The sequence below is a fragment of the Nocardia crassostreae genome, from assembly GCF_001613405.1.
Lineage (GTDB): Bacteria > Actinomycetota > Actinomycetes > Mycobacteriales > Mycobacteriaceae > Nocardia > Nocardia crassostreae.
Genome location: NZ_BDCH01000020.1, coordinates 178845 through 201162, shown reverse-complemented (window position 1 = coordinate 201162; position 22318 = coordinate 178845). Strand labels below are relative to the sequence as shown.

Genomic DNA, 22318 nt, shown 5'->3' with positions numbered 1-22318 from the left:
CACCGGTGCGCTACATGCGCTCACCGGCCGTGAACGGGTCGGCGACGAACCGCGCCGAAGTGAGATCGACTCGGCCGAAATAACCTCGTGCCAGTGCGATTCCGGCCAGATACAGCTCGCCCACCACGCCGTCGGGCACAGGGTGCAGGCGGTCGTCCAGCACCAGCGCGCGCAATCCGGGTGCGGGCGCGCCGATGGTGATCGGATCGCCAGGACGCAGTGGCGCGCTGCCGGTGGCCCACACTGTGGCCTCGGTCGGCCCGTAGTCGTTGAAGTGCAAGCGGCCCGGCGCGGCCCAGGCCGCCACCAGTTCCGGCGGGCAGGGTTCGCCACCGGTGATGATCATTTGCAGCGCATCGAGCCCGGCCGGATCCACGGTGGACAGCGCCGAAGGCGTGATGCCGATGTGCGAGACCCGTTCGCGGGCCATGAGTTCGGCGAGATCGGGACCGGCGAAGACGGTCGGCGGCGCGACCACCAGCGTCGCGCTCGCACCGACCGCCATCAGCAGCTCGAGTACCGAGGCGTCGAAACTCGGTGAGGCGACGTGCAGTACGCGTGAATCCTGGCCGATGCCGTCGCGGTCGCGCTGCGCTACGGCCAGATTCGCCAGACTCGAGTGGGTGACGACCACGCCCTTCGGCGCGCCCGTGGAACCGGAGGTGAAGATGACGTAGGCCGGGTTGTCCGGACGTGTTGCCCGCGTGGCCATCCGCCCTTGCTCGGTCTGCGGTGCGATCGGCTCGTCCAGGTTCCACCAGTCCACGGCACCCGGCAGCCGGTCGCGCTGTGCGGAGACCGTCAAGCCGAGCCGGACGCCGGAGACCTCGATAATGCGGGCAATGCGGTCTGCCGGATAGGCCGGGTCCACCGGAACGAATGCGGCGCCCGTGCGAGCGACCGCCCAGACCGCGAGAACGGATTCGATCGATCGTGGAATGCCCACGGCCACCAGTGTTTCCGTTCCTGCTCCGGCGTGCAGGAGTTGCGCGGGCAGCAGTTCGGCGCGCTCGTCGAGCTCCCGATAGGTCAGCCGCCGATCCCCGCAGACCACCGCGACGCCGTCCGGATTGGCGGCGACGGCCTCCGCCATGAGCTCGGCCAGAGCGCGGGGCGCGGCGGCGGGCGGTTCGGCCATCCGCAGCGCGTCGGTTTCACCGGCGGTCAGCAGATCGATATCCCCGACCGGCGTTTCGTGCTCTCCGGTGACGACGGTGAGCAGCCGCACCAGCCGATCGGCCAGCGCCGCCACGGTGGGCTCGTCGAACAGGTCGGTGGCGTAGCAGCAGCGCACCTCCAGGCCGTCGCCCGTGGCGATCACGGTGAAGCTCAGATCGAATCGGCTGTTGGTCTGCGGTAGCTCCAGCGGAGCGACATTCAGCTCCGGCACCTCCAGTTCCGGAATCGTCAGATTCTGGAACACCAGCATGACCTGCACGATGGGATGCCGCGCCTCGGAGCGTGCCGGTGCGAGCACCTCGACCAGCCGCTCGAAGGGCACATCGGCCTGTTCGAACGCGGCGAGATCGATATCGCGTATCCGGTCGAGCAGTGCACCGAAACTCTCTCCTGCGCGAATCCCGGTGCGCAATACCAGCGTATTCACGAACATGCCGACCAGATCATCGAGTTCGCGCCGCCCGCGCCCGGCCACCGGCGTACCGATGACCACATCGGATGTGCCGCTCATCCGAGCCAGCAAGGCCGCCAAGGCCGCGTGCACGACCATGAACGGCGTGGCCCGGTGCGTGCGGGCGATCCGCTCGATCGAGCCCGTGACCGCACCGTCGACCCGGGTCGTCCACTCCCCCGCGCGATGGGAGGCCCGCGCGGGGCGCGGGCGATCCGTCGGCAGTTCCAGGTGATCCGGTACGCCCGCCAGCGTGCGCGACCAGTAGTCGATCTGTCGCGCCAGCAGCGACTCCGGATCCTCCTCGGCTCCGAGCCGAGCGTGCTGCCACAGCGTGTAATCGGCATACTGCACCGGCAGCGGTTCCCAGTCCGGCACCTGGCCTTCGGATCGAATCGCGTAGGCCGCGGCCACATCTCGTGTCAGCGGAGCCATGGAGAAACCATCCGTGGCAATGTGATGCGCGACCAGCACGATCACATGCTCCTCCGGCGCGATCCGGAACAGCCGCAGCCGCAAGGGAACCGCCGCGGTGACATCGAATCCCGCTGTCACCGTGCGCACCACCGCGGCAGGCAGTTCTTCGACCGACACATCGACCGGCTGGAGGTCCAGCGGCACCTGGTCGACCGTCAGCACCTGCTGCCCGCCCACACCGTCGATATCGGGATAGACCGTCCGCAGCGTCTCGTGCCGCTCGATCACATCCCGCAAGGCATCTCGCAGTGCATCATGATCCAGCCGACCCGAAAGCCGCAGCGCCACAGGTACGTTGTACGCGGGTGATGCCGGATCGTAGCGATTGACGAACCACATCCGCTGCTGCGCCGGAGACAACGGCACGCGATCCGGCCGCACTCCGCGCACCAGCGCGGGCTCCGCCGAATCGGCCCGCGCACCCGTCAGCCGCCGCGCCAACTCCCCCACCACGGGCGCCTCGAACAACATGCGCACCGGCACGGCCACCTGCAATGCCGCACTCAACCACGCCGAAACCCGTGTGGCGATCAGCGAATCCCCGCCCAATGCGAAGAAGTCGTCGCGCGCCCCGACCCGCTCGTTCCCCAGCACCTCGGCGAAGATCTCCGCGATGAGGACCTCGAGGCCGACCGGCGCAACGTATTCCGCCTGAGCCACCACCGGTTCCGGCAAGGCCCGCAGATCGACCTTCCCGCTATCGGTCCGCGGCAGCTCGTCCAGCACCTGAATGCTCGACGGCACCAGGTACCGCGGCAGCCGCCCCGCGATCCACACGTGCAGCTCGCTCGCGGTCAGTGACCGCTGCACCGTCGACTCCGGCTCGGACGCTGCACCTTTCGCCGTATCGGACACGGTGACGTACGAGCACAGCGCCATTGCCCCGGTGGAGGTTCGGTGCGCGATTGTGATGGCCGCCTCGACCCGGGGATGCGCCATCAGGGCCACGTCCACTTCACCGGGTTCGACGCGGATACCGCGAATCTTGACCTGGTGATCGGTGCGCCCGACGTACTCGAAACCGGCTGGTGTGCAGCGCATCAAGTCGCCGGTCCGATACAATCGCTGCCCGGCCGAGTAAGGATCCGGAACGAATCGCGTGGCGGAGAGATCCGGGCGGGCGGCGTACCCGCGGGCGACGCCGAGGCCGCGCACGTACAGTTCGCCGACCCCGCCCAGCGGGACCGGGCGCAGCCAGCTGTCCAGCACGAGCAGGGTAGTCCCCGGAACCGGGTGCCCAATGATGGACGCGGTGTCCGGCGTCATCGGGTCGCAGTAGGTGACGGCGACGGTGGTTTCGGCAGGGCCGTAGGTGTTCACCACGTGCCGCCCCTGCCCCATACGCGTAATGAGAGCGGGCGGGCACGGTTCACCGCCGAGAGCGATGAAGCGGACGCCGGAGAGGTCGGCCGCCTCGAGGGTGCCCAGCATGGATGGCGTGCAAATGAGGTGCGTCGCAGCGCCTTCCGCGATCACCGCCGCCAGCTCCGCACCGGCGTTCGCCTCCGGCGGGGCGATGACGAGCGTGGCACGCGCCGCGAAGGTCGTCAGCCACACCGAGATCGCGGCATCGAAAGCCGGATTCAGGCAGTGCAGCACTCTCGATTCGGAATCGATCCGGCAGCCCTCGGCGGTCGCGGCAACCAGATTCGCCAGCCCCGAATGGGTGACGACCACACCCTTCGGGGTCCCGGTCGAGCCGGAGGTGAAGACCACGTACGCCGCGTGCTCGGGCCGCAGGGGAGCCAGTCGCTCGGCGTCGGTGACCGGATCGGCCGACCGAGTGCCGAGTTCGGCGGTGACCGCCAGATCGTCCAGCGCGATCCACTGTGGCCCCTCTGGCAGCGCCCCATCCGTCTCGCTGGACTCGGTCGCAGACTCCGGGCGCGACATGGCGATGCCCAGAACCGCATCGCATTCCGCCGCGATCGCGACAGTCCGAGCGACCGGTTGGGTCACATCGACGGGCACGAAAGCCGCGCCGGTCTTCGCAATGGCCCAGATCGCCAGCATGGCCGCTGCCGAGCGCGGCAGGGCCACCAGCACCGCATGCTCGGGACCGGCCCCAGCGTCGATCAGGAGGCGCGCCAGGCGGTTCGAAAGGGCGTCCAGTTCGCGATACGTCAGGCGCCCTTCGAAGGAGAGCGTGCTCGGGGGCGTGACGCTGCCCCCATGCCCCGGGTCGCCGTCGGACCGCCTGTTCGAGGTTTGTGTGTCACTGCCACCGCTCTGCGCCGCACGGGTGGCCATGGCAATAGCGGCGAGCAGGCCGTTTCCGGTCCCGGACTCCAGGTCTGGATGGGCGGTGACCACTGCGAGGGTGTCCGGCAGCGCGCCAGCGGTCAGGAGGTCGGGGAGCAATTGGGTCGGGTGGGTCGGTGCTCCGTGGACTATGGCCGGACTCTCGACCGGGTCGGTGCTGTGGAGTTGGCTGGTGCGGCGGTGAGGGTTCTCGGTGAGGGCGTGGAGTAGGTGGGCCAGGGCGGTGGCGATCGAATCCGCTTGGGCCGCTTCGAAGTAGCGGGGGGAGCGGGTGATCTCCAGGCGGAGGCCGTCGGTGGAGTAGGCGGCCAGGGAGAGGGGGTAGTGGGTGCCGTCGTGGGCCTGGATGCCGGTTATGGCGAGTTGGGCTTGGCGGGTGGCGGCGGTCAGGGAGGCGGCGTCGACGGGGTAGGACTCGAAGACGGTGGCGGTGTCGAACAGGGGGCCGAAGCCTGTGCGGGCGTGGATTTCGTCCAGGCCGAGGAATTGGTGTTCGGCCAGGTCCGCCTGTTCGCGCTGGATGCGGGAGAGGAGGGCGGCGAGGGGTTCGGCCGGGTTCAGGGTGATGCGCACGGGGACGGTGTTCACCAGCATGCCGATCATGCGCTCGGCGCCGGGCAGCTCCGGCGGGCGGCCGGAAACCGTTGCGCCGAAGACGATATCGGCGGAACCGGTGAGTTCGCCCAGGAGCAGTGGCCAGGCGGCCTGCACGATGGTGTTCACGGTGACCTGGCAGTCGGCGGCCGTGGCGCGCAGCCGGTCGGCCAGGCCGTCGGGCAGCGGAACCTCGTGGGCGACAGGGGCGGTCGCGGCATCGGCGCGCGGGGCGGTCGGGGCGACCAAGGTCGGGCCTTCGAAACCGTCGAGGGCGCGGGACCACGCCTCCCTGGCCTGGTCGGCATCGCGCCCGGACAGCCATTCGAGGTACCGCCGGAAGGGTTCCGGTGATCCGAATCCCGCTGCCGTTCCGCCGGTTTCGTAGAGTCCGATGAGTTCGGCGAACAGCAACGGCATGGACCAGCAGTCGAGGATCAGGTGATGGTTGGTGATGACGAGCCGGAACCGGCGCTCCCCCAGCGCAATGCACAGGAACCTGATCAGCGGCGGCGTACCGACCGCGAAGGGTGTGCGCAGCTCCGCGGCCGCGATCTCGTCGAGTTCGGCCTCGGACGCGCCGAACGCCTCGAGATAGGCGCACGGCGCCGCCACCTCGGCGGCGATCACCTGAACGGCTCGATCACCGGACTGTACGAACCCGGCCCGCAATACCTCGTGCCGCCGGACCAGCGCCTCGGCCGCGCCCCGCAGTCGCTCGATATCGACATCGGCCTCAACATCGATCACGGCCTGCACCGAGTACCCGTCCGAGCTCCCGTCGGCCAGCTGCGCCTGGAACATCAGCCCCCGCTGCAATGGCGTCAACGGCCACACATCGTCGAGGCGCACGTATTCGCGTTCCCACGAGTCGATTTCGGCCTGCGTGGCCTCCAGCAGCGGCAGATCACTCGGCGTGAATCCCCCGACCGTACCGGCCGCCAGCTCGGCGATCTCCCCGACCGCCGAAACCCATTCCCGCGCCGGCTCTTCCACATCGGCGAGATCCACGGCCCCCGCCGCGAACTTCCACACGGCCCGAATGCGCTGCTCCCGTTCGGATTCGAGCGTCACCGCATCCACCGACACCACGGCCGCCAACGGCATATCCGGATCCGCATGCCCACCGAGCCGATCGGCCATCGACACCGGAACCCAGTCCGCCTCCACCGCCACATCCGGCAACTGCCCGAGATAGTTGAACCCGACCTGAGGCTCCCCCAACCCGGCCAACTCCCCCGCCGTCCGCGAATTCAGATACCGCAACAGCCCATATCCGAACCCACCACGCGGAACCGCCCGCACCTGCTCCTTGACCAGCTTCAACGCCGCCTCAGCCGCACCCAAACCGGTGGCCGCATCCCCGTCACTCGCCGACATCGGTTCGGGGCCCACCACTACGGGTCCCAGGCGCACGGGGACCTGTGCGGTGAACCAGCCCACGGTGCGGGACAGGTCGGCGCCGGGGACCGCGGCCTCGTCGCGGCCGTGCCGCTCGACCGCGACCAGGGTTTCGGCGGCGGCCGCATCGAATTGCCCACGGCGCGTGCGCCATCGCGCCAATGCGAGAGTGAGGGCGGCGAGCAGAGCCTCCTCCACGCCGCAGCGGTATGCGGCGGCGATCCGGCCGACCAGCGCCGCCGACGCGGCGGCGGGCACCTCGACCTCGATGCGACCGGCAGTGCCGTGCGTGTCGACCGCCGGATCCAAACGCCGTCGGCCCAGAACCGCATCGGTGGCCAACACATCGCGCCAGTGCTCCAGCTCGTCGAGTGGCCAGCTCTGGCTCTCCGCCCCACCCTCGGTGGGGACGTCTGCCGCAGCTGAAGCTTCCGAGATGTCCTGCGCGCCTATCGCGCTGGCTGGGACCGGTTCCGAGGCGAGGGTGTTCAGGGCGTGTGCCCAGGTGCGCAGGGAGGTGCCGGTCGCATCCAGGGTGAGTGTGGTTCCGGCCGAGATCTGGGACCAGGCGGAGATGAGGTCGGGGAGCAGGATTCGCCAGGAGACCGCGTCACAGGCCAGGCGGTGGACGGCGATCAGGAGGCGGCCCGGGGTCGTGGGTCCGGGGTCGAGGTCGAGCCAGGTCAGTGCCAGCATGTGGCCGGTGCGCGGATCGAGGCGGTGGGCTGCCGCTTCCAGTTCGCGCTCGATGGTGTCGGGTCCGGCCTGCGCTGTCGGGGGAGCCGGTTTCGCCGCTTGAACCACCGCCGGTGGTCGGCGCTTCCGCAGCAGGTCGTGTGGGCCAGTCGATTCGGGTGATGAGGCTCGCGGCATCGGCGACATGCGGTGGCGGGACTTCGAGTTCGGTCCCGGTGTCGGTGTCGACCACGCGAGCGCGGAGCATGTCGTGGCGTTCCACGAGGGCTTGGACGGTGCGGCGCAAGGCATCCGGTTCGATGCCGACGGGTAGGCGGACAACCATGGATTGGGCGAAATGCTCCCACCCGGGGCGGGCCAGGAGCCAGGCCGCGATCGGTGTGAGTGGCAAGCGGCCGATACCGCCGCCCGGCAGTTCGGGGAGCTTTTCGGTGTGGTCCTCCGGGGTGACGGCAATGGCGGCCAGCGCGGCGGGCGTGCGGTGTTCGAACACCTCGCAGGCCGAGAAGACGAGCCCCGCCGCGCGAGCGCGCGAGACCAGGGTAATGGCCATGATCGAATCGCCGCCGAGGGCGAAGAACGAGGTATCGGGGCCGACATCGGGGGTGCCGAGGATCTCGGCGAAGAGGGCGCACAGGGTGCGTTCGGTCTCGGAGGATGCCTCGCGCTGCCGGACCGGCTGTGTCACAACGGGTTCCGGAAGCGCGCGCCGGTCCACCTTGCCATTGGCGGTGAGCGGAAGCGCGCCGAGCACAGTGACCGTGGCGGGGACCATGTACGGGGGCAGGCGGCGTGCCGCGTGATCGAGCAGGTCGGCCTCGCTCACAGTGGCGTCCGCGTGCGGTACGACATAGGCGGCCAGCATGGCATTGCCGCTCGGGCCGGGACGGGCCACCGTCACGGCGATCTCCACGGCCGCATGGGCATTCAGCACCGCGTCGATCTCACCGAGCTCGATGCGCATGCCGCGCAGCTTGACCTGGAAGTCCCCGCGCCCGACGTACTCGAGCACACCGGATTCGGTCCAGCGCACCAGATCACCGGTGCGATACATGCGGGCGCCCGCCGGACCCCAGAGCGCGGGCACGAACCGCTCGGCGGTCAGGCCCGGACGCCCGACGTATCCGCGCGCCACACCCGGGCCGGTCACGTACAGCTCTCCGGCGACGCCGGTCGGCACCGGCCGCAGCCAACGATCCAGCACCAGCATTCCCGCGCCCGCGATCGGATCGCCGAGACCGGCGTTCTCCCCCGGCACCAGGCCCTCCGTATGCGTGACGGCCACGGTGGTCTCGCTGGGCCCATAGGAGTTCAGCAGCGCCCGCCCGATCCCGAAGCGCGCCACGATATCCGGCGGCGTCGGCTCACCGCCGGAGGACACCGCATGCACACCGTCCAGCGCATCCGGTTCCAGCGTCGACAGCACCGCGGGCGTCGAGCACACCTGTGTGATCGCGTATTCCCGTACCAGTCTGGCCAGTTCCGGTCCCAGCACCGGATCCGTGTCCGCCACAACCAATGTCGCGCCGTTCGAGAACGCCATCAGCCACTCCAGCACCGACGCGTCGAAACTCGGGTTCAGGCACTGCAACACTTGCGATTCGGTTGTTACGAAGTAGGCATCGGTAATGGCATTGGTCAGCGCCAGCAGACCGGCATGGGTTGCCACCACGCCCTTGGGCACACCCGTGGAACCGGAGGTGAACACGATGTAGGCCGGATTCTCGATGCGAGCAACGCCGTTCAGCTCCTGCGGCGACAGCGGCGCGTCCAGCACGTCCGCGGCGACCTCGAGCAAGCCGTCGAGCGTGATCCACCGCACCGACCCGGGCAGATCGGCGACGGACTTCTCGAATGTCAGCCCGATCCGCGCCCCGCATTCGGCGGCAATGCGTTCCATCCGGTCACCGGGCATTCCGGCACCGATCGGCATGAAGGCCGCGTCCGTCTTGGCCACCGCCCACAGCGCCACCATGGCCTCGATGGAACGCAGAAGCGCCAGCAGTACAGCGGATTCCGGACCGACCACGGTCGAGCCGGGCCCGCTGGTGCGCAACAGCGTGCGCGCCAAGTCGTTCGAGAGCGCATCGAGCTCGCCGTAGCTCAGCTGCCGACGGCCGCAGACCACCGCGACACCATCCGCTCCGCCCAACCGCCGACCGTAGGCCAAGAGCTCGGGCAGCAACAGCGGTTCCAGCGCGAACGATCCATGCGCCCCCGCGAGCAGCGGCCTCTCGTCCTCGGTGCAGTACTCCAGCTCCGCAAGCGGAGTATCGGCCTCGGCCGACAGCAGCGACTCCAACACCGTCAGGAATCGCCGATGGTGCCTGCCGAGCGAATCCTCTTCGTAGAGCCGGGGATTCGCCGCGAAATCCACATGGATCGGCGCATTCGCCCCGTGCTGGTAGAAGTTGACGAACAAATCCTCGATCGGCCCCGACGTCACCACGTTCAGGCTCGAGTCCAGCCCCGCGAAATCGATCCCCGCCGGGAACAACATGATGTTGATGACCGGCCCCACCAGCCCCCGCCCGAACTCCGGCCCGCCCGCGACATCGGACGTCGCCGGGCCCGCCGCGCCGGGGCGCACATCGGAACCGGCCGATCCCGCGGTGTCCACCGGACCGGCCGCGTCGCTCGCGCCCGGGATCGTCTCCACCGCAGCGAATCCCGGCTGGACGGAGGCATCCGCACGCATGTCCTCGTGGCGGAATCGCTGGTGGCGCAGGGCGCCCGAGGCCGCTACTCGCACGGCGTCCAGGACCTCGCCGACGTGTCCGTCCCGCGGGACCCGCACCCGCAGCGGCACCACATTGGCGATCATGCCGCCGGAGCGGCGCAGCATGGCGGTGGTGCGGCCGGAGACCGGCAGGCTCAGGACCACGTCCTCGGTGGCGGTGAGGCGGGCGTAGTAGAGGGCCACGGCGGCCATGACCACGGTGGCCGAACTGGTGTCGAAGCGGCGCGCCGCGCTCTCCAGGCGCGTGGCGGTCCGTTCGGGCAGTTGGGCGCGGGCCTCCCGGGCCAGGGCTCGGGCGGGAGCGGTGGCCGAGACCAGGCTGCAACGGTCGGGCATGCCCGCGGTGATCTCGTTCCAGTAGCGCTGGTCGGTGGTGAAGCGGCTCGATTCGCGGTACGCCATCTCGGCCTCGTGCACCTCGAGCAACGAGGACGCGGTGCCCGGCGGGGCCGGCTCCCCGCGGACGGCGGCGTTGTAGAGCTCCGCGACCCGGTGGAGCATGGTCACCGAGCCGTATCCGTCGATGAGGATGTGGTGCCCGCGGGTGTACCAGAGGTGGTGGTCCGCGCCGACGCGGAGCACCGTGGACAGCCCGGTGCCGGTACCGGTCAGATCGATGGGCACGGCCACGTCGGCGCGCATCCATTCGAGGTCCTCGGCCACCGGATCGGCCCGGTCACCGAAGTCGAGGTAACCCACCGCCGGTTCGATATTCGGATCGACCACTTGGTACGGCCGATCGTCGATATCCACCAGCCGCAGTACGCCGGAACCGAATTCACGCCCGGCGATCCCCCCGGCACGGCGCAGCGCCGCCAGATCCAGCGGCCCGCGCATCTCGATGTACTGGGCCTCCGAGAGCGGCACGCTCGGATCCAGCTGCTGCGCGTACCACATCCCCAGCTGAGCCGGGGACAGCGGAAATACGGTGGCGGTCTGTTCCGCCGCTAGTTCGCGCGTCATGGTTCCTCACCGGGATGCGGGCGTACAGGATTCGTCTTCGGGCTGTTCCTCGTACGCCGGAACCCAGATGTCGGGCCGAGACGTCAAGCGCCCCACCATGACCGCCCGTACATGCGCGGGCACCATGGGTGCGAACTTACGCACATAGGCGTTCATCCATTCCGGCTTACCGAGCAGGAACGGGAAATCGGTTGTCATCATCGAACGCACCACCAGCATCGGCAGCGGCGCGTCCAATAGCCGAAAATCCTTGTTCCACAAGCCCGGCTGATCACATCCCGGGTAAAATTGCCCGAGCATCGTTCCCTGTTCCACGAATTTGGTCTTGAATTCCTCGTGGATCTCATCGATGAGTGAATAGTCGGTAAGGTTCGGGAACACCGTGATCAATGCACGCAGTACGGAGGTGGAACTGCCGTTCCCCGTAGGCAGTTCGGGATACACCTCCAGTGCGTCCTTGATGATCGCCCGAACCCACATCGGTCGTGGCTCCGCGGCCGGGACCTGCGCCAGCCAGAGCAGATCACGCCGCATGGACGGTCGGACATACGGGCATACGGGCCCGTCTCGGCCCAGTTCATCACTGGGCTGGGTCAGAAAAGATTCGGCCCAAGATCGAAAAGCCGCTACCGTCGACCTAGCGGCTGGACAAGATGATCCGGTGTCCCCCAATGAGACCCATTGCAGCCCCGAGCGGGGGCCAGTAACACGCTCGCTCATGACTCACCTCGGCAGAATCGAGCAACAGCGAAGAGCGCCGTTGCCCATACATCTATTCCATAGTGCGCCGGTCATGGGTCGTTAACACGAGTAGTGCCATACCTGAATTACGCTATAGCGCCCCAAATTCCGGGGGCATCGAAATAAAGAAAAGACCGGTCAGGCATTGACCGGTCTTTTCTATATGCCTACTCTCAGGCGGCTGTAGGGCTGCTCTCAGGCGCCGATGAGACGGGCCGCCAGGTAGCCCTCTACTTGATCTAGAGCGATCCGCTCCTGGGCCATCGAATCCCGCTCACGCACCGTGACGGCGTGATCTTCGAGCGTGTCGAAGTCCACGGTGATGCAGAACGGGGTGCCGATCTCGTCCTGACGGCGGTACCGGCGGCCGATCGCGCCCGCATCGTCGAATTCGACATTCCAGTTCTTGCGCAGCGTGGCGGCCAGATCCTTCGCCTTGGGCGAGAGATCCGCATTGCGCGACAGCGGCAACACCGCAGCCTTCACCGGGGCCAGGCGGCGATCCAGCCGCAGCACCGTACGCTTCTCCATGACACCCTTGGCGTTCGGCGCCTCGTCCTCGGTGTAGGCATCCACCAGGAACGCCATGAGCGAGCGGGTCAGACCGGCCGCGGGCTCGATCACGTACGGGGTGTAGCGCTCACCGGACTGCTGATCGAAGTAGACCAGCTCCTTGCCCGAATGCTCGGAATGGGTCTTCAGGTCGAAGTCGGTGCGGTTGGCGACGCCCTCCAGCTCACCCCACTCCGAACCCTGGAACTGGAAGCGGTACTCGATATCCACCGTGCGGGTGGAGTAGTGCGAGAGCTTCTCCTTCGGATGCTCGTACAGCCGCAGGTTCTCCGGATCGATGCCCAGGTCGGTGTACCAGGCCATACGCGTGTCGATCCAGTACTGATGCCACTGCTCGTCCTCGCCCGGCTTGACGAAGAACTCCATCTCCATCTGCTCGAACTCGCGCGTGCGGAAGATGAAGTTGCCCGGCGTGATCTCGTTGCGGAAGCTCTTGCCGATCTGGGCGATGCCGAACGGCGGCTTCTTGCGCGCGGTGGTGGCGACATTGTCGAAGTTCACGAAGATGCCCTGCGCGGTCTCCGGGCGCAGGTAGTGCATGCCCTCTTCGGATTCGATCGGGCCCAGGTAGGTCTTCAGCATCATGTTGAAGTCCTTGGGCTCGGTCCACTTGCCCGTGGTGCCGCAGTCCGGGCACACGATGAGCTCCATGGCGACCGAGTCCGGGTCGTCGATCTTGTGCTTCTCGGCGTACGCCTCCTGCAGGTGGTCCTGCCGGTGCCGCTTATGGCAGTTGAGGCATTCCACCAGCGGATCGTTGAACACCGCGACGTGACCCGAGGCCACCCACACCGGGCGCGGCAGAATGATCGCGGAGTCCAGGCCGACCACATCGTCGCGGCTGGTCACCATGGACCGCCACCACTGCCGCTTGATGTTCTCCTTGAGTTCGACACCCAGCGGCCCGTAGTCCCACGCCGACCGTGTGCCGCCGTAGATCTCGCCGCTCGGGTACACCAGGCCCCGGCGCTTGGCGAGGTTGGCGACGGTGTCCACCTTCGACTTGGGTGCCACTCGAGATATCTCCATCCGGTCCGGAAGATTGCAAGGGATCAAGTCAAGACTATCTGCACGGTGCTAGGGGTTTTACACCCACTCGGCCTAGGCGGGCCATGGATCACATTCGGCCGTGCCCGAAAGGCCCGAATCGAGCCGTACATTCGGTTCGGTTGGGGGATAGTGAAAAGGCACAGGCCGCCGAGCGCGGACCGCCTGGGGAGGGCGTCGCGCGGTAGCGGCGGCGCGGGACGAGGTTCCGACGGGGGTCGGCCATGCAGAATTTTCCCTTCCAACCATTCGACGACGCCTGGGCGCGGGCGGCCGAGACGCAGGCGCTGCGAGCCCATCGGCGGAAGAAACGCCTGATCAGCATTGCGGTGGTCGGCAGCGTGGCGGCGCTGCTCGCCGTGGCGGCGGTGGTGCTGCCGCGCCTGGGCGGCGACGAGCCCGGTACGGCCACCGTGGCGACGACGAGCGCCCCGCCGACTTCGGTGGCGAGCACCACCAAGGTCGATCTGGACCAGCCTTTCAACGGCTCGCCCGCGGCGTGGTGGCCGGAGGGTGCGGCGGGGATCGTGCCGCCGCCCGCGACGGCGGTCGGGCGGTACTCGGCCGAACAGGTCGCGTTCGCCTTGGACAGGGCGAAACTGCTGATCATCCTGTCGCGGCTGAACGCGTACACGATCAGGTACCACGATGCCGAACCGGCGCAGCGGCTGCTCGCGCCGCTCCAGGTGTCGCGAGATATCCGGCCGCTGCTCGTCGCCGGGGACGAGGAGAAGACGTGGTGGCTGCAGGAGCGGATCCACCCCGATTACGACCTGCTGCCCGTGACGCCGCGGGTTACCGGGTCGATGACCCTGTCGGTCAATGCGGAGGACGACCTGGTGGTTCACACCGACTACTTGATCGCCTACGCCTTCCATACCGCCGATCCGCCGGAGCTGACCGAGTACTTCGACATCGTGTCGGTAGTCCGCCATCAGGTGGAATACCTCCTGGTCGACGGTGCGCAGTGGACCGAGGATTCGCAGGGCATGTGGATCGGCACCGCCACCGGCTTCTCCTACTCGGTGAACTGCGGCCTGAACAAGGAGGGCTTCCCGGCCCCCAACTACAGCAATCCGCCCGGCTCCTACGGAACCCCGGACACTCGGACGCCGGAGTCGTACTTCGATCCGACGCTCCCGATCGTCACCGAATCCGGATGCTGATCGGCTCGCCGCGCGCCTTTCCCGCGCGCCTATTTGACATGCACACCTGTGCATACGGATACTTGGCATCGATTTCCAATAAGGAGTTGGTTTCGATGACCACGGACAGCGGTGCACCCTTGCGGCGTTCCCGCGTCGCGACCGAGGCCCCGGCCGCGATCCCCCACGACCCGTACCCGTACCGGTCGCCCATGCCGCCCGCGGTGCCGTCGCGCACGATTCTCGATTCCGCGGGAGAATTGCTGCGCGCCCTAGCCGCGCCCGTGCGCATCGCCATTGTGCTGCAGCTGCGCGAATCGCCGCGCTGTGTACACGAACTGGTCGATACGCTCGGGGTGACGCAGCCGCTGATCAGCCAGCATCTGCGCATCCTCAAGTCGGCGGGCGTGGTGCGGGGCGAGCGCACCGGCCGTGAAGTGATCTATGAACTCGTGGACGAACACCTGGCGCATATCGTGATCGACGCCGTCGCCCACGCCGAGGAAGGGTGACCCGTGGGAAGCACCGAGAAGACCGTGGGCGTCCGCAGCACCCGGCAGCGCAGCGCCATCTCCGCACTACTGTCGGACATCGACGAATTCCGCTCCGCGCAGGAGCTGCACGACGAACTCCGCAAACGCGGTGAGGGCATCGGCCTGACCACGGTCTACCGCACCCTGCAATCCCTCGCCGAGGCAGGCATGGTCGACGTCCTGCGCACCGACTCCGGTGAATCCGTCTACCGCCAGTGCTCCACCGGCCACCACCATCACCTGGTCTGCCGCAACTGCGGCAGCACCGTCGAAGTGGAAGGCCCCACCGTCGAAGCCTGGGCCGACGCCATCGCCGCCGAACACGGCTTCAGCGACATCAGCCACACCATGGAAATCTTCGGCACCTGCCGCCCCTGCACCAACGGAAAGAGCTGAACAACGCTGACGCGAGGTCGTGGGGGCTTCGCCACCAATACAACTCGCGCCCCGTGCAGTTTCTGCACGGGGCGCGTTTGTTTGGTTGCGGTCAGGCGGCCGGGGCCAGTTCCGGGGTTTTCGCCGGGGCGGCGTCTCGGGTGCGGAGGGTGGCGAAGGCGAGGAGGGCCAGGGCCGCGGCGGACCAGGAGAGGAGGACTGTCAGGGGGGCTGCTGCGGCGGCGCCGTCGAAGAAGGCTACCGAGCGGATGAGGGAGGCGGCGGCGCCGGGCGGGAGGATCTGGCCGAGGGCGCCCCAGGGCTGGGGGAGCATTTCGGGGGCGGAAGTGGCTGCGGAGAAGGGGTTTCCGATGAGGAGCATGGTCAGGGCGGCCAGGCCGATACCGGCGCGGCCGATGGCGGCGGCGAGGCCGACTACGGTTCCGGCTACGGCGAAGGAGACGAGGGCGGCGATGGCGGCCATGGTCAGGTAGTTGCCGGGGATGAGGGACAGCCAGCCTTGGACGATGCTCATGCTCAGCAGGCCGCCGAACAGGGCGAAGGTGGTCAGGCCGAGGGCTCGGGCGGGGATGGACGGGACCAGCAGGGTGAGCAGGACACCGGCGGCGAGGCCGGACATGACCAGCGGGAGCACCATGGCGCCGAAGCCCGCGCCGCGCGGGTCGTCGGAATCGGCGGCGACGACATCCTCGACGGGGGCGGGGGCGCTGCCGGAGAAGGACTGGGCCATGGCCGAGAGCTGCTGGGCGACAGCGGGGCTCGCGGCGGAGGCGATGAGGGCACGGGGCTGTCCGCCGGTGACGATGGCGCCGTAGACCTCGCGGTCTTCGATGGCGGTGCGGGCGGCGGCCTCGTCCGCGAAGGTGCGGATATCGAAGGCGTCGGGGCTCTGAGCGGCCAGTTTCTCGGCGACCACGGCCGCTTGCGGGCCCGCCACGGCAATGGGCAGATCGCGGGGGGCGATATTGGCGGCGGGCCACGCGAAGGCGATGAGCATGACGGCCTGGATGAGAGCGGCGGCGAATCCGAGGGCGACGGCGCGTTTCGTGGTGTTCATCAGAGTCTCTTCCAAAAAAGCGAAGGTTCGTTCTTTTTGCTGGGACAACTCTGACATCCCACTGTCAGCTTGTCAAGAACGGATATTCGTTTTACTTTGGGAGCATGCCCCGAGTAAGCGAAGAACATCTGGAACGCCGCAGGCAGCAGATCCTCGACGCCGCGCAAGCGTGCTTCGCCCACAAGGGTCTGCACGCCACCACCATGCAGGACGTCTTCGCCGAATCCGGCCTGTCCGCGGGCGCGGTCTACCGCTACTTCAAGTCCAAGGACGACATCATCGAGGCCCTGACCGCCGAGGCCGCGGTCGATCTGCGGGCCGCCCTCACCGAGGCGGTGCACGGCGATCCGGTCCCCACTCCCCCGGAGCTCATTCGCACCATCGCCGAACAGATCATCGCCCTCAGTGGTCCGGGCGGTCCGGTGCGCCTCATCCCCCAGGCCTGGGCCCTCGCCCTGACCGATCCCAATATCGCCGACTACGTCCGCACCAATATCGGCGGCATCCGCCGCCTCTGGCACGACTACGCCGAGCGGATGATCGCCGTCGGCTGGCTCCCCCCGGACGCCGATACCGACGCCGTGGCCAAGGCCCTGCTGGGCGTGCTGCCGGGCTTCATCCTGCAGCACCTCATCCTGGGCGATGTCGATCCCGACACGCTCGCCCGGGGCATGGCGCAGCTACTGCCGCACTACACCCCGCTCGTTCCGGAAATCACCCACAACTGAACGGGTTTCGGCGCGTCAGGGCAGCAGGCCCTGGCGCGCGCGGCCCGCGCCGGAGAGCACCAGCAGCAGCATGGTGGTGAGCGCCTCGTCGTCCAGACCGGCCGCCGGGAAGGTGTAGCGCAGGATCACATCGGCCTGCTTGTCGTGGCCGACGACGGTGATCGAGCCGAACTGCAGCGCGGCATTGCGTTCGGCAACGCGCTTGTGCAGCTGCGGTTTCAGCGGCCGGTCCCAGGCCAGCACACAGGTCAGCGTGAGCACATCCAGGCCCGGCGCGAGGTTGACCGCGCGCAATGAGCACAGCGCACCGTCGAATTCGAAGCCGAGGCCGCCGTCCTCGATGCGCACATCGACGTCGTACCGGCCCAGGCACGCCCCAGCGCGGGCCTGCAACTCCTCGGCCGGAGTCAGCTCGTCGCTCACTTCACGCCGCCGAACCGGCGATCCCGCTTGGTGTACTCGAGGCACGCCTCCCACAGGTTGCGGCGATCGAAATCCGGGAAAAGCGTGTGCTGGAACACGAATTCGGCATACGCCGACTGCCAGATCAGGAAGTTCGAGGACCGCAGCTCACCCGAGGGCCGCAGGAACAGATCCACATCCGGCATATCCGGTTCATCCAGATACCGCGCGATGGTCGCCTCGTTCACCTTCTCCGGATCCAGCTCCCCCGCCGCCACCCGCCGCGCGATTTCCCGTGCGGCATCGGCGATCTCGGCCCGCCCGCCGTAATTGACGCACATGGTGAGCGTCATCACGGTGTTGTCCTGGGTGAGCTCCTCCGCGATCTCCAATTCCTTGATCACGCTGCGCCACAACCGCGGTCGCCGCCCCGCCCACCGCACGCGAACCCCCATCTCGTGCATCTCGTCGCGCCGCCGCCGGATCACATCCCGGTTGAACCCCATGAGGAACCGCACCTCGTCCGGACTCCGCTTCCAGTTCTCGGTGGAGAACGCGTAAGCCGACAGCCACTTCACCCCGATCTCGATACAGCCCTCGACCGTATCCATGAGCACGGCCTCGCCCCGCTCGTGCCCCGCGGTCCGCGGCAACCCGCGCTCCTGCGCCCACCGCCCGTTCCCATCCATCACCAGCGCCACATGCTTGGGCACGAACTCCGCCGGAATGGCGGGCGGCGTCGCCCCCGACGGATGCGGCGTCGGCGGGCGAACAGTGCGCAGTGCTGTGGAGGGCTTACGGTTACCGATCACGCCCCCTATCCTGCCCGACGCCCCAACCCGCCCGACTTCGACCACGGGATTCGCACAACACCATCACGAACTCCGCGCATCGGGCCGACCGAACGGTCAGGGCAGACCCTCGACCAGGGAATTCCAGAAGGCCGTTTCGTAGGCATGCAGCAGCCGCGGTGCGCGGGCGATATCGCCGGGATCCTCTCCCGCGGCCAGACCCGACGCGATCACCGCGGTGGCCTGTTCGGCGAATCCCGGTGGGGATTCGGCAAAGAACCCGAAGAACCGGATCGCCGAATCACCCATCCCGTAACGCGAGCCGAGCGCCGAAGCGGCTCGCCCGCAATACGATCCCCATTCCTCCAGATTCGCCACCATGGCAAGCGCCACCTCGGCCGCCGTTCCGAACATCGCCCGCTGCGCGATATAAGCCGCATACGCCTGAGCGAACGGCTGCGGCTCGTACGCCCGCAGATCCTTCTCACTCAGACCGAGCGCCGCCGCGAAGTCGAACAACAAGGCTAGAGCCTGCGCCTCCCCCTGCGCCAACGACAGAAACAGCTGCCCGGACGGCGGCTCCGGATACCGAGCCCCCAGGAGCGCGAAACTTCGCCGGTCACTGCCGACGATCCGATATTCCTCCCCCGCCAGCCACTCCAGCCGTTCCCGCGGAATCTCCCGCCTTTCCAATAGATCCAGGAATCGATTGGAGGTCGCGGCGGCCGAGATCTCACTCCGGGCCTGCGCGACCAGTTCATCAGCGGTGCGGTCGCCTATGTCTTCCAGCGCAGCACTCGCACCGGCCGCTGTCAACGCCCTCCGCGATCGGGAAGTGCTCGGCGGACAGCGCGGGACGATCAGCCGACGGTGGATTCGGCGTGCTCGAGGGCCTCGTGGGGGCGGGTGCGTTCGATCAATGGCAGCGTGCGGAGTTGGCGTTCCAGATGCCATTGCAGATGGGCTGCGATCAAGCCGCTCGCTTGGCGGCGCATGTGGTCAGGGATCGCATTGACGCCGGACCAGTCGCCGCGGTGCAGGGCACTCATGTGGTCGAGGACGCCGACCATGGGGGTGGCCGCGCCCGGGGGGCGGCAGTGGACGCAGACCGCGCCACCGGCGGCTACATGGAAAGCGCGGTGCAGGCCGGGGGTGGCGCAGCGGGCGCAATCGTCGAGGGCGGGCGCCCAACCCGCGAAACCCATGGCGCGTAGGAGGAATGCGTCGAGGATCAGTCCATGGGGGCGCTGGCCGAGGGCGACGGCGCGCAGGGCGCCGGCGGTGAGGGTGTGCAGGCGGGGAGCCGGGGCGCGCTCCTCACCGGCCAGGCGTTCGGCGGTTTCCAGGACGGCGCAGGCGGTGGTGTAGCGGCCGTAGTCGGCGACGATATCGGCGGCGAAGGATTCGACGGTGTGGACCTGGGTGACGACGTCGAGATTGCGGCCGGGGTGTAGTTGCACGTCGATATAGGCGAAGGGCTCCAGTCGCGCCCCGAATTTGGAGCGAGTGCGGCGCACACCCTTGGCGACCGCGCGAACCAGACCGTGCTGGCGGGTCAGGAGGGTGACGATACGGTCGGCCTCGCCCAGCTTGTGCTGGCGCAACACCACCGCATGATCCCGATACAACCGCACCGCAACAGTCTCGCACGAAGGACCGACCCGGGAGCACAGTGTCGCCGCGCGTCCGCCCAGAGCGCAATCCCGCCCCACGCGCCCCGCGAACACAGTCCGCCCGCAAGCACCATCCATCCACGCGCCCCTGCGAACGCAGTCCGCCCATGCGAACCCGCTACGGGCGTAGTCCGTTCGTGCGGCCGTAGCGGTCGCGGAGGCCGGAAATCTGTGCGGACCAAGGATCCTCCGCGGATCCGACTCGGCTCGGGTCGCAGTGCTGCCCAGGCTGCGTGCAAACGTGATCGGCGGTGACGCCGGTGCCGGGCGGGCGGTAAATCTCTGGCCGTCGGGGTGTGGGGGCGATCATGATGGGGCGGTGACCAATTCGGAGATAGTGTCCGAGCCGGTGCTGGAGGCCGGGCTCGACGAGGAGCGGCTGGCGTTTCTGGAGGAACGGCTCGACGAGTACAACAGCAGGCATTCGCCGGTGCTGCGGCGGCTGAATCAGCTGCCCGAGCAAGGGGATGAGCCGGTGCAGGTCTATCTGGTCCGGGAGGGGCGGATGATCGGCGGGCTCACCGGGCGGACCTGGGCCGACTGGCTGGTCATCGATATGTTCTGGGTGGACGAGGAGTATCGCGGGACGGGACTGGGCGGACGGCTGCTCACCGCTGCCGAGGACATCGCCCGGGAGCGGGGCTGCACCCGCGCGCACCGAGACCTGGGATTTCCAGGCGCCCAAGTTCTATCTCGGCCACGGCTTCCGCATTGTCGGCGAGATTCCCGATTTCCCGCCCGGAGCGGTCGAGTACATCCTCGCCAAGGACATCGCCTGACAGGAGCGTCTCGAGGGGCTCACACTCCCGCACCAGTCGGGCGACAGACATTGGACGTGTGACCAGAATCGCGCTACGTTTCCCAGATACGGCAGGGAGACGGGGTTCACATGACGACGGCGTCGGTTGACGAATACGGGCTGGCGGCACTGGCGGCGGCATTGGTGAAGGGTGAGGTCACCTCGGTGGCGGCGACCGGTGCGGCACTAGATCGCATCGACGCCAGTCAGAGCACGCTCAATGCCTTCCGGATCGTGCGGCGGGAAGCGGCGCTCGTGGAGGCGGCCGAGGCGGATCGCAGGATCGCCGCGGGCGAGCGGGCGCCGCTGCTCGGGGTGCCCATCGCCATCAAGGACGACACCGATCTCGCCGGGACGCCAACGGCTTTCGGCTGCGGCGGGGATTTTCCGGCCAAGACCGAGGATGCCGAATCGGTCCGGCGCCTACGGGCCGCCGGAGCGGTGATCGTCGGCAAGACCAATCCCTGCGAACTCGGGCAGTTGCCGTTCACCAGCGGTGATGCCTTCGGGCACACCCGCAATCCGTGGAGCGCGGGCCATACGCCCGGCGGCTCCTCCGGAGGATCGGCGGCGGCGGTCGCAGCCGGATTGGTCCCCGCCGCACTGGGTTCCGATGGGGCCGGATCGGTGCGCATCCCGTCCGCGTGGAACAACCTGGTGGGTATCAAGCCGCAGCGCGGGCGGATCTCCACTTGGCCACTGGCCGAAGCGTTCTACGGGCTCACCGTGAACGGCCCGCTCGCGCGCACGGTCGCCGATGCGGCGCTGCTGCTCGATGTCGCCGCCGGACCGCATTCCGGCGATAAGCACACCCCGCCCGCCCTGAACGTCTCGGCAGCCGTCGGCCGCGATCCGGGCCGCCTGCGCATCGCCCTGTCGCTGCGAATCCCCTTCACCGCCACCAAGACCGCGCTCGACCGCGAGGTGGAGGCGCGGGTGCACGCGACCGCGAACACACTGCGCCGCCTGGGGCACGAGGTGACCGTCGCGGATCTGGACTACGGCGTGCTCATGGGCGCGACCTTCCTGCCGCGCTCCATGGTGGGCATCCGCGAGGCCCTGGACCGCCTGCCCGGCGCGGTCGTCGATCCGCGCACCAAATCCAACGCACTCACCGGCCGCGTCCTGGGACCCCTGCTGTTCGCCGCCCGCCAGGCGGAACCGCTGCTGCGCATGCGAATCGGCCGCTTCTTCAACGACTACGACCTCGTCCTGGCCCCCACCACGGCCACCCCTCCCCCGGGCGTGCACGAGATCGACGACATCGGCAACTGGGCCACCGACGCGCTCATCACCGCCGCCTGCCCCTACACCTGGCCCTGGAACGTATTGGGCTGGCCCGCCGTCAACGTCCCCGCAGGCTTCACCGCCACCGGCCTGCCCGTCGGCGCCCAGCTCATGGGCCCCGCCAACTCCGAACAGCTCCTCGTTTCCGTTGCCGCCCAACTGGAATCGGAACTGAAATGGCACGAATCCCGCCCCACTCCGTGGTGGCCCCGCCCCGCCACATAACCCACCCCGCCAGGTGACCCTTACCCGCCAGATAACCGGCCACATTGGGTGACCCCACCGCACTGGGTGACCCCACCATCTTGAGTGGCCCCACCGCACTGGGTAACCCCACCACATTGGGTGGCTCTCACTGGGTGCCCGCCCACCGCCTAGCTGGA

At 68.3% G+C, this 22318-nt stretch carries 15 protein-coding genes; 6 read left to right on the top strand and 9 right to left on the bottom strand.

What is annotated here, in order from left to right; all coding sequences use genetic code 11:
- Positions 1 to 10: 10 nt before the first annotated feature.
- The 4 genes from NC4_RS42985 to NC4_RS21880 form a co-directional block, all read right to left on the bottom strand.
- Positions 11 to 7060 (bottom strand): non-ribosomal peptide synthetase, encoded by a 7050-nt coding sequence (locus NC4_RS42985; protein WP_245721858.1) that lies wholly within the window; start codon positions 7058 to 7060, stop codon positions 11 to 13.
- Positions 6975 to 10763: a non-ribosomal peptide synthetase gene (locus tag NC4_RS21890; protein ID WP_067541349.1), complete on the bottom strand. Its 3789-nt coding sequence runs from the start codon at positions 10761 to 10763 to the stop codon at positions 6975 to 6977. Before NC4_RS21890 ends, NC4_RS42985 begins: the two co-directional genes overlap by 86 nt.
- 6 nt (positions 10764 to 10769) lie before the next feature.
- Entirely contained in the window at positions 10770 to 11483 is a 714-nt protein-coding gene (locus NC4_RS44795) for a DUF6875 domain-containing protein (protein WP_369690777.1), read from the bottom strand.
- A gap of 216 nt (positions 11484 to 11699) precedes the next feature.
- Positions 11700 to 13091 carry a glycine--tRNA ligase gene (locus NC4_RS21880; protein WP_067541345.1) on the bottom strand — a complete coding sequence of 464 codons (1392 nt, stop codon included), beginning with the start codon at positions 13089 to 13091 and terminating at the stop codon, positions 11700 to 11702.
- 257 nt (positions 13092 to 13348) lie between these two features.
- Here NC4_RS21880 and NC4_RS21875 point away from each other — a divergent pair, with 257 nt between their 5' ends.
- The 3 genes from NC4_RS21875 (at position 13349) to NC4_RS21860 (ending at position 15198) form a co-directional block, all read left to right on the top strand.
- Positions 13349 to 14290 (top strand): hypothetical protein, encoded by a 942-nt coding sequence (locus tag NC4_RS21875; protein WP_067541343.1) that lies wholly within the window; start codon positions 13349 to 13351, stop codon positions 14288 to 14290.
- A gap of 191 nt (positions 14291 to 14481) precedes the next feature.
- Positions 14482 to 14781 carry an ArsR/SmtB family transcription factor gene (locus NC4_RS21865; RefSeq protein ID WP_067541339.1) on the top strand — a complete coding sequence of 100 codons (300 nt, stop codon included), beginning with the start codon at positions 14482 to 14484 and terminating at the stop codon, positions 14779 to 14781.
- A gap of 3 nt (positions 14782 to 14784) precedes the next feature.
- The gene (locus NC4_RS21860) at positions 14785 to 15198 is read left to right on the top strand and encodes a Fur family transcriptional regulator (protein ID WP_067541337.1); all 414 of its coding nucleotides are present in this window, start codon (positions 14785 to 14787) and stop codon (positions 15196 to 15198) included.
- Positions 15199 to 15289: 91 nt separating this feature from the next.
- On the opposite strand, the gene NC4_RS21855 is transcribed toward NC4_RS21860, so the two are convergent.
- Entirely contained in the window at positions 15290 to 16255 is a 966-nt protein-coding gene (locus tag NC4_RS21855; protein ID WP_067541335.1) for a hypothetical protein, read from the bottom strand.
- 104 nt (positions 16256 to 16359) lie between these two features.
- Between NC4_RS21855 and NC4_RS21850 the strand changes: the two genes are divergently transcribed.
- Positions 16360 to 16983: a TetR/AcrR family transcriptional regulator gene (locus tag NC4_RS21850; protein ID WP_067541333.1), complete on the top strand. Its 624-nt coding sequence runs from the start codon at positions 16360 to 16362 to the stop codon at positions 16981 to 16983.
- 15 nt (positions 16984 to 16998) lie between these two features.
- Here the strand turns inward: NC4_RS21850 and NC4_RS21845 are convergent, their stop codons facing one another.
- The 4 genes from NC4_RS21845 to recO all read right to left on the bottom strand — a co-directional run bounded on the left by NC4_RS21845 (position 16999) and on the right by recO (position 19810).
- Positions 16999 to 17406 carry a CesT family type III secretion system chaperone gene (locus NC4_RS21845; protein ID WP_157555034.1) on the bottom strand — a complete coding sequence of 136 codons (408 nt, stop codon included), beginning with the start codon at positions 17404 to 17406 and terminating at the stop codon, positions 16999 to 17001.
- A complete protein-coding gene (locus NC4_RS21840; protein ID WP_174566879.1) occupies positions 17403 to 18206 on the bottom strand; it encodes an isoprenyl transferase in 804 nt (267 codons plus the stop codon). The genes NC4_RS21845 and NC4_RS21840 overlap by 4 nt, the downstream gene beginning before the upstream one ends.
- Before the next feature lie 87 nt (positions 18207 to 18293).
- Positions 18294 to 18992, bottom strand: a complete 699-nt coding sequence (locus tag NC4_RS21835; protein ID WP_169814850.1) for a thiaminase II/PqqC family protein — start codon at positions 18990 to 18992, stop codon at positions 18294 to 18296.
- 44 nt (positions 18993 to 19036) lie between these two features.
- Entirely contained in the window at positions 19037 to 19810 is a 774-nt protein-coding gene (gene recO / locus NC4_RS21830) for a DNA repair protein RecO (protein ID WP_067541329.1), read from the bottom strand.
- Positions 19811 to 20168: 358 nt separating this feature from the next.
- Here recO and NC4_RS21825 point away from each other — a divergent pair, with 358 nt between their 5' ends.
- The gene (locus NC4_RS21825; protein WP_218021258.1) at positions 20169 to 20690 is read left to right on the top strand and encodes a GNAT family N-acetyltransferase; all 522 of its coding nucleotides are present in this window, start codon (positions 20169 to 20171) and stop codon (positions 20688 to 20690) included.
- Positions 20691 to 20738: 48 nt separating this feature from the next.
- A complete protein-coding gene (locus NC4_RS21820) occupies positions 20739 to 22160 on the top strand; it encodes an amidase (protein WP_067541328.1) in 1422 nt (473 codons plus the stop codon).
- The last annotated feature ends 158 nt before the right edge of the window (positions 22161 to 22318 follow it).

Excerpts from the sequence above, each read along its gene's own strand:
- NC4_RS42985 (WP_245721858.1), bottom strand. The coding sequence starts at position 7,060 with ATGCTGGCACTGACCTGGCTCGACCTCGACCCCGGACCCACGACCCCG.
- NC4_RS21890 (WP_067541349.1), bottom strand. The coding sequence starts at position 10,763 with ATGACGCGCGAACTAGCGGCGGAACAGACCGCCACCGTATTTCCGCTG.
- NC4_RS44795 (WP_369690777.1), bottom strand. The coding sequence starts at position 11,483 with ATGAGCGAGCGTGTTACTGGCCCCCGCTCGGGGCTGCAATGGGTCTCA.
- NC4_RS21875 (WP_067541343.1), top strand. The coding sequence starts at position 13,349 with ATGCAGAATTTTCCCTTCCAACCATTCGACGACGCCTGGGCGCGGGCG.
- NC4_RS21865 (WP_067541339.1), top strand. The coding sequence starts at position 14,482 with ATGCCGCCCGCGGTGCCGTCGCGCACGATTCTCGATTCCGCGGGAGAA.
- NC4_RS21855 (WP_067541335.1), bottom strand. The coding sequence starts at position 16,255 with ATGAACACCACGAAACGCGCCGTCGCCCTCGGATTCGCCGCCGCTCTC.
- NC4_RS21850 (WP_067541333.1), top strand. The coding sequence starts at position 16,360 with ATGCCCCGAGTAAGCGAAGAACATCTGGAACGCCGCAGGCAGCAGATC.
- NC4_RS21820 (WP_067541328.1), top strand. The coding sequence starts at position 20,739 with ATGACGACGGCGTCGGTTGACGAATACGGGCTGGCGGCACTGGCGGCG.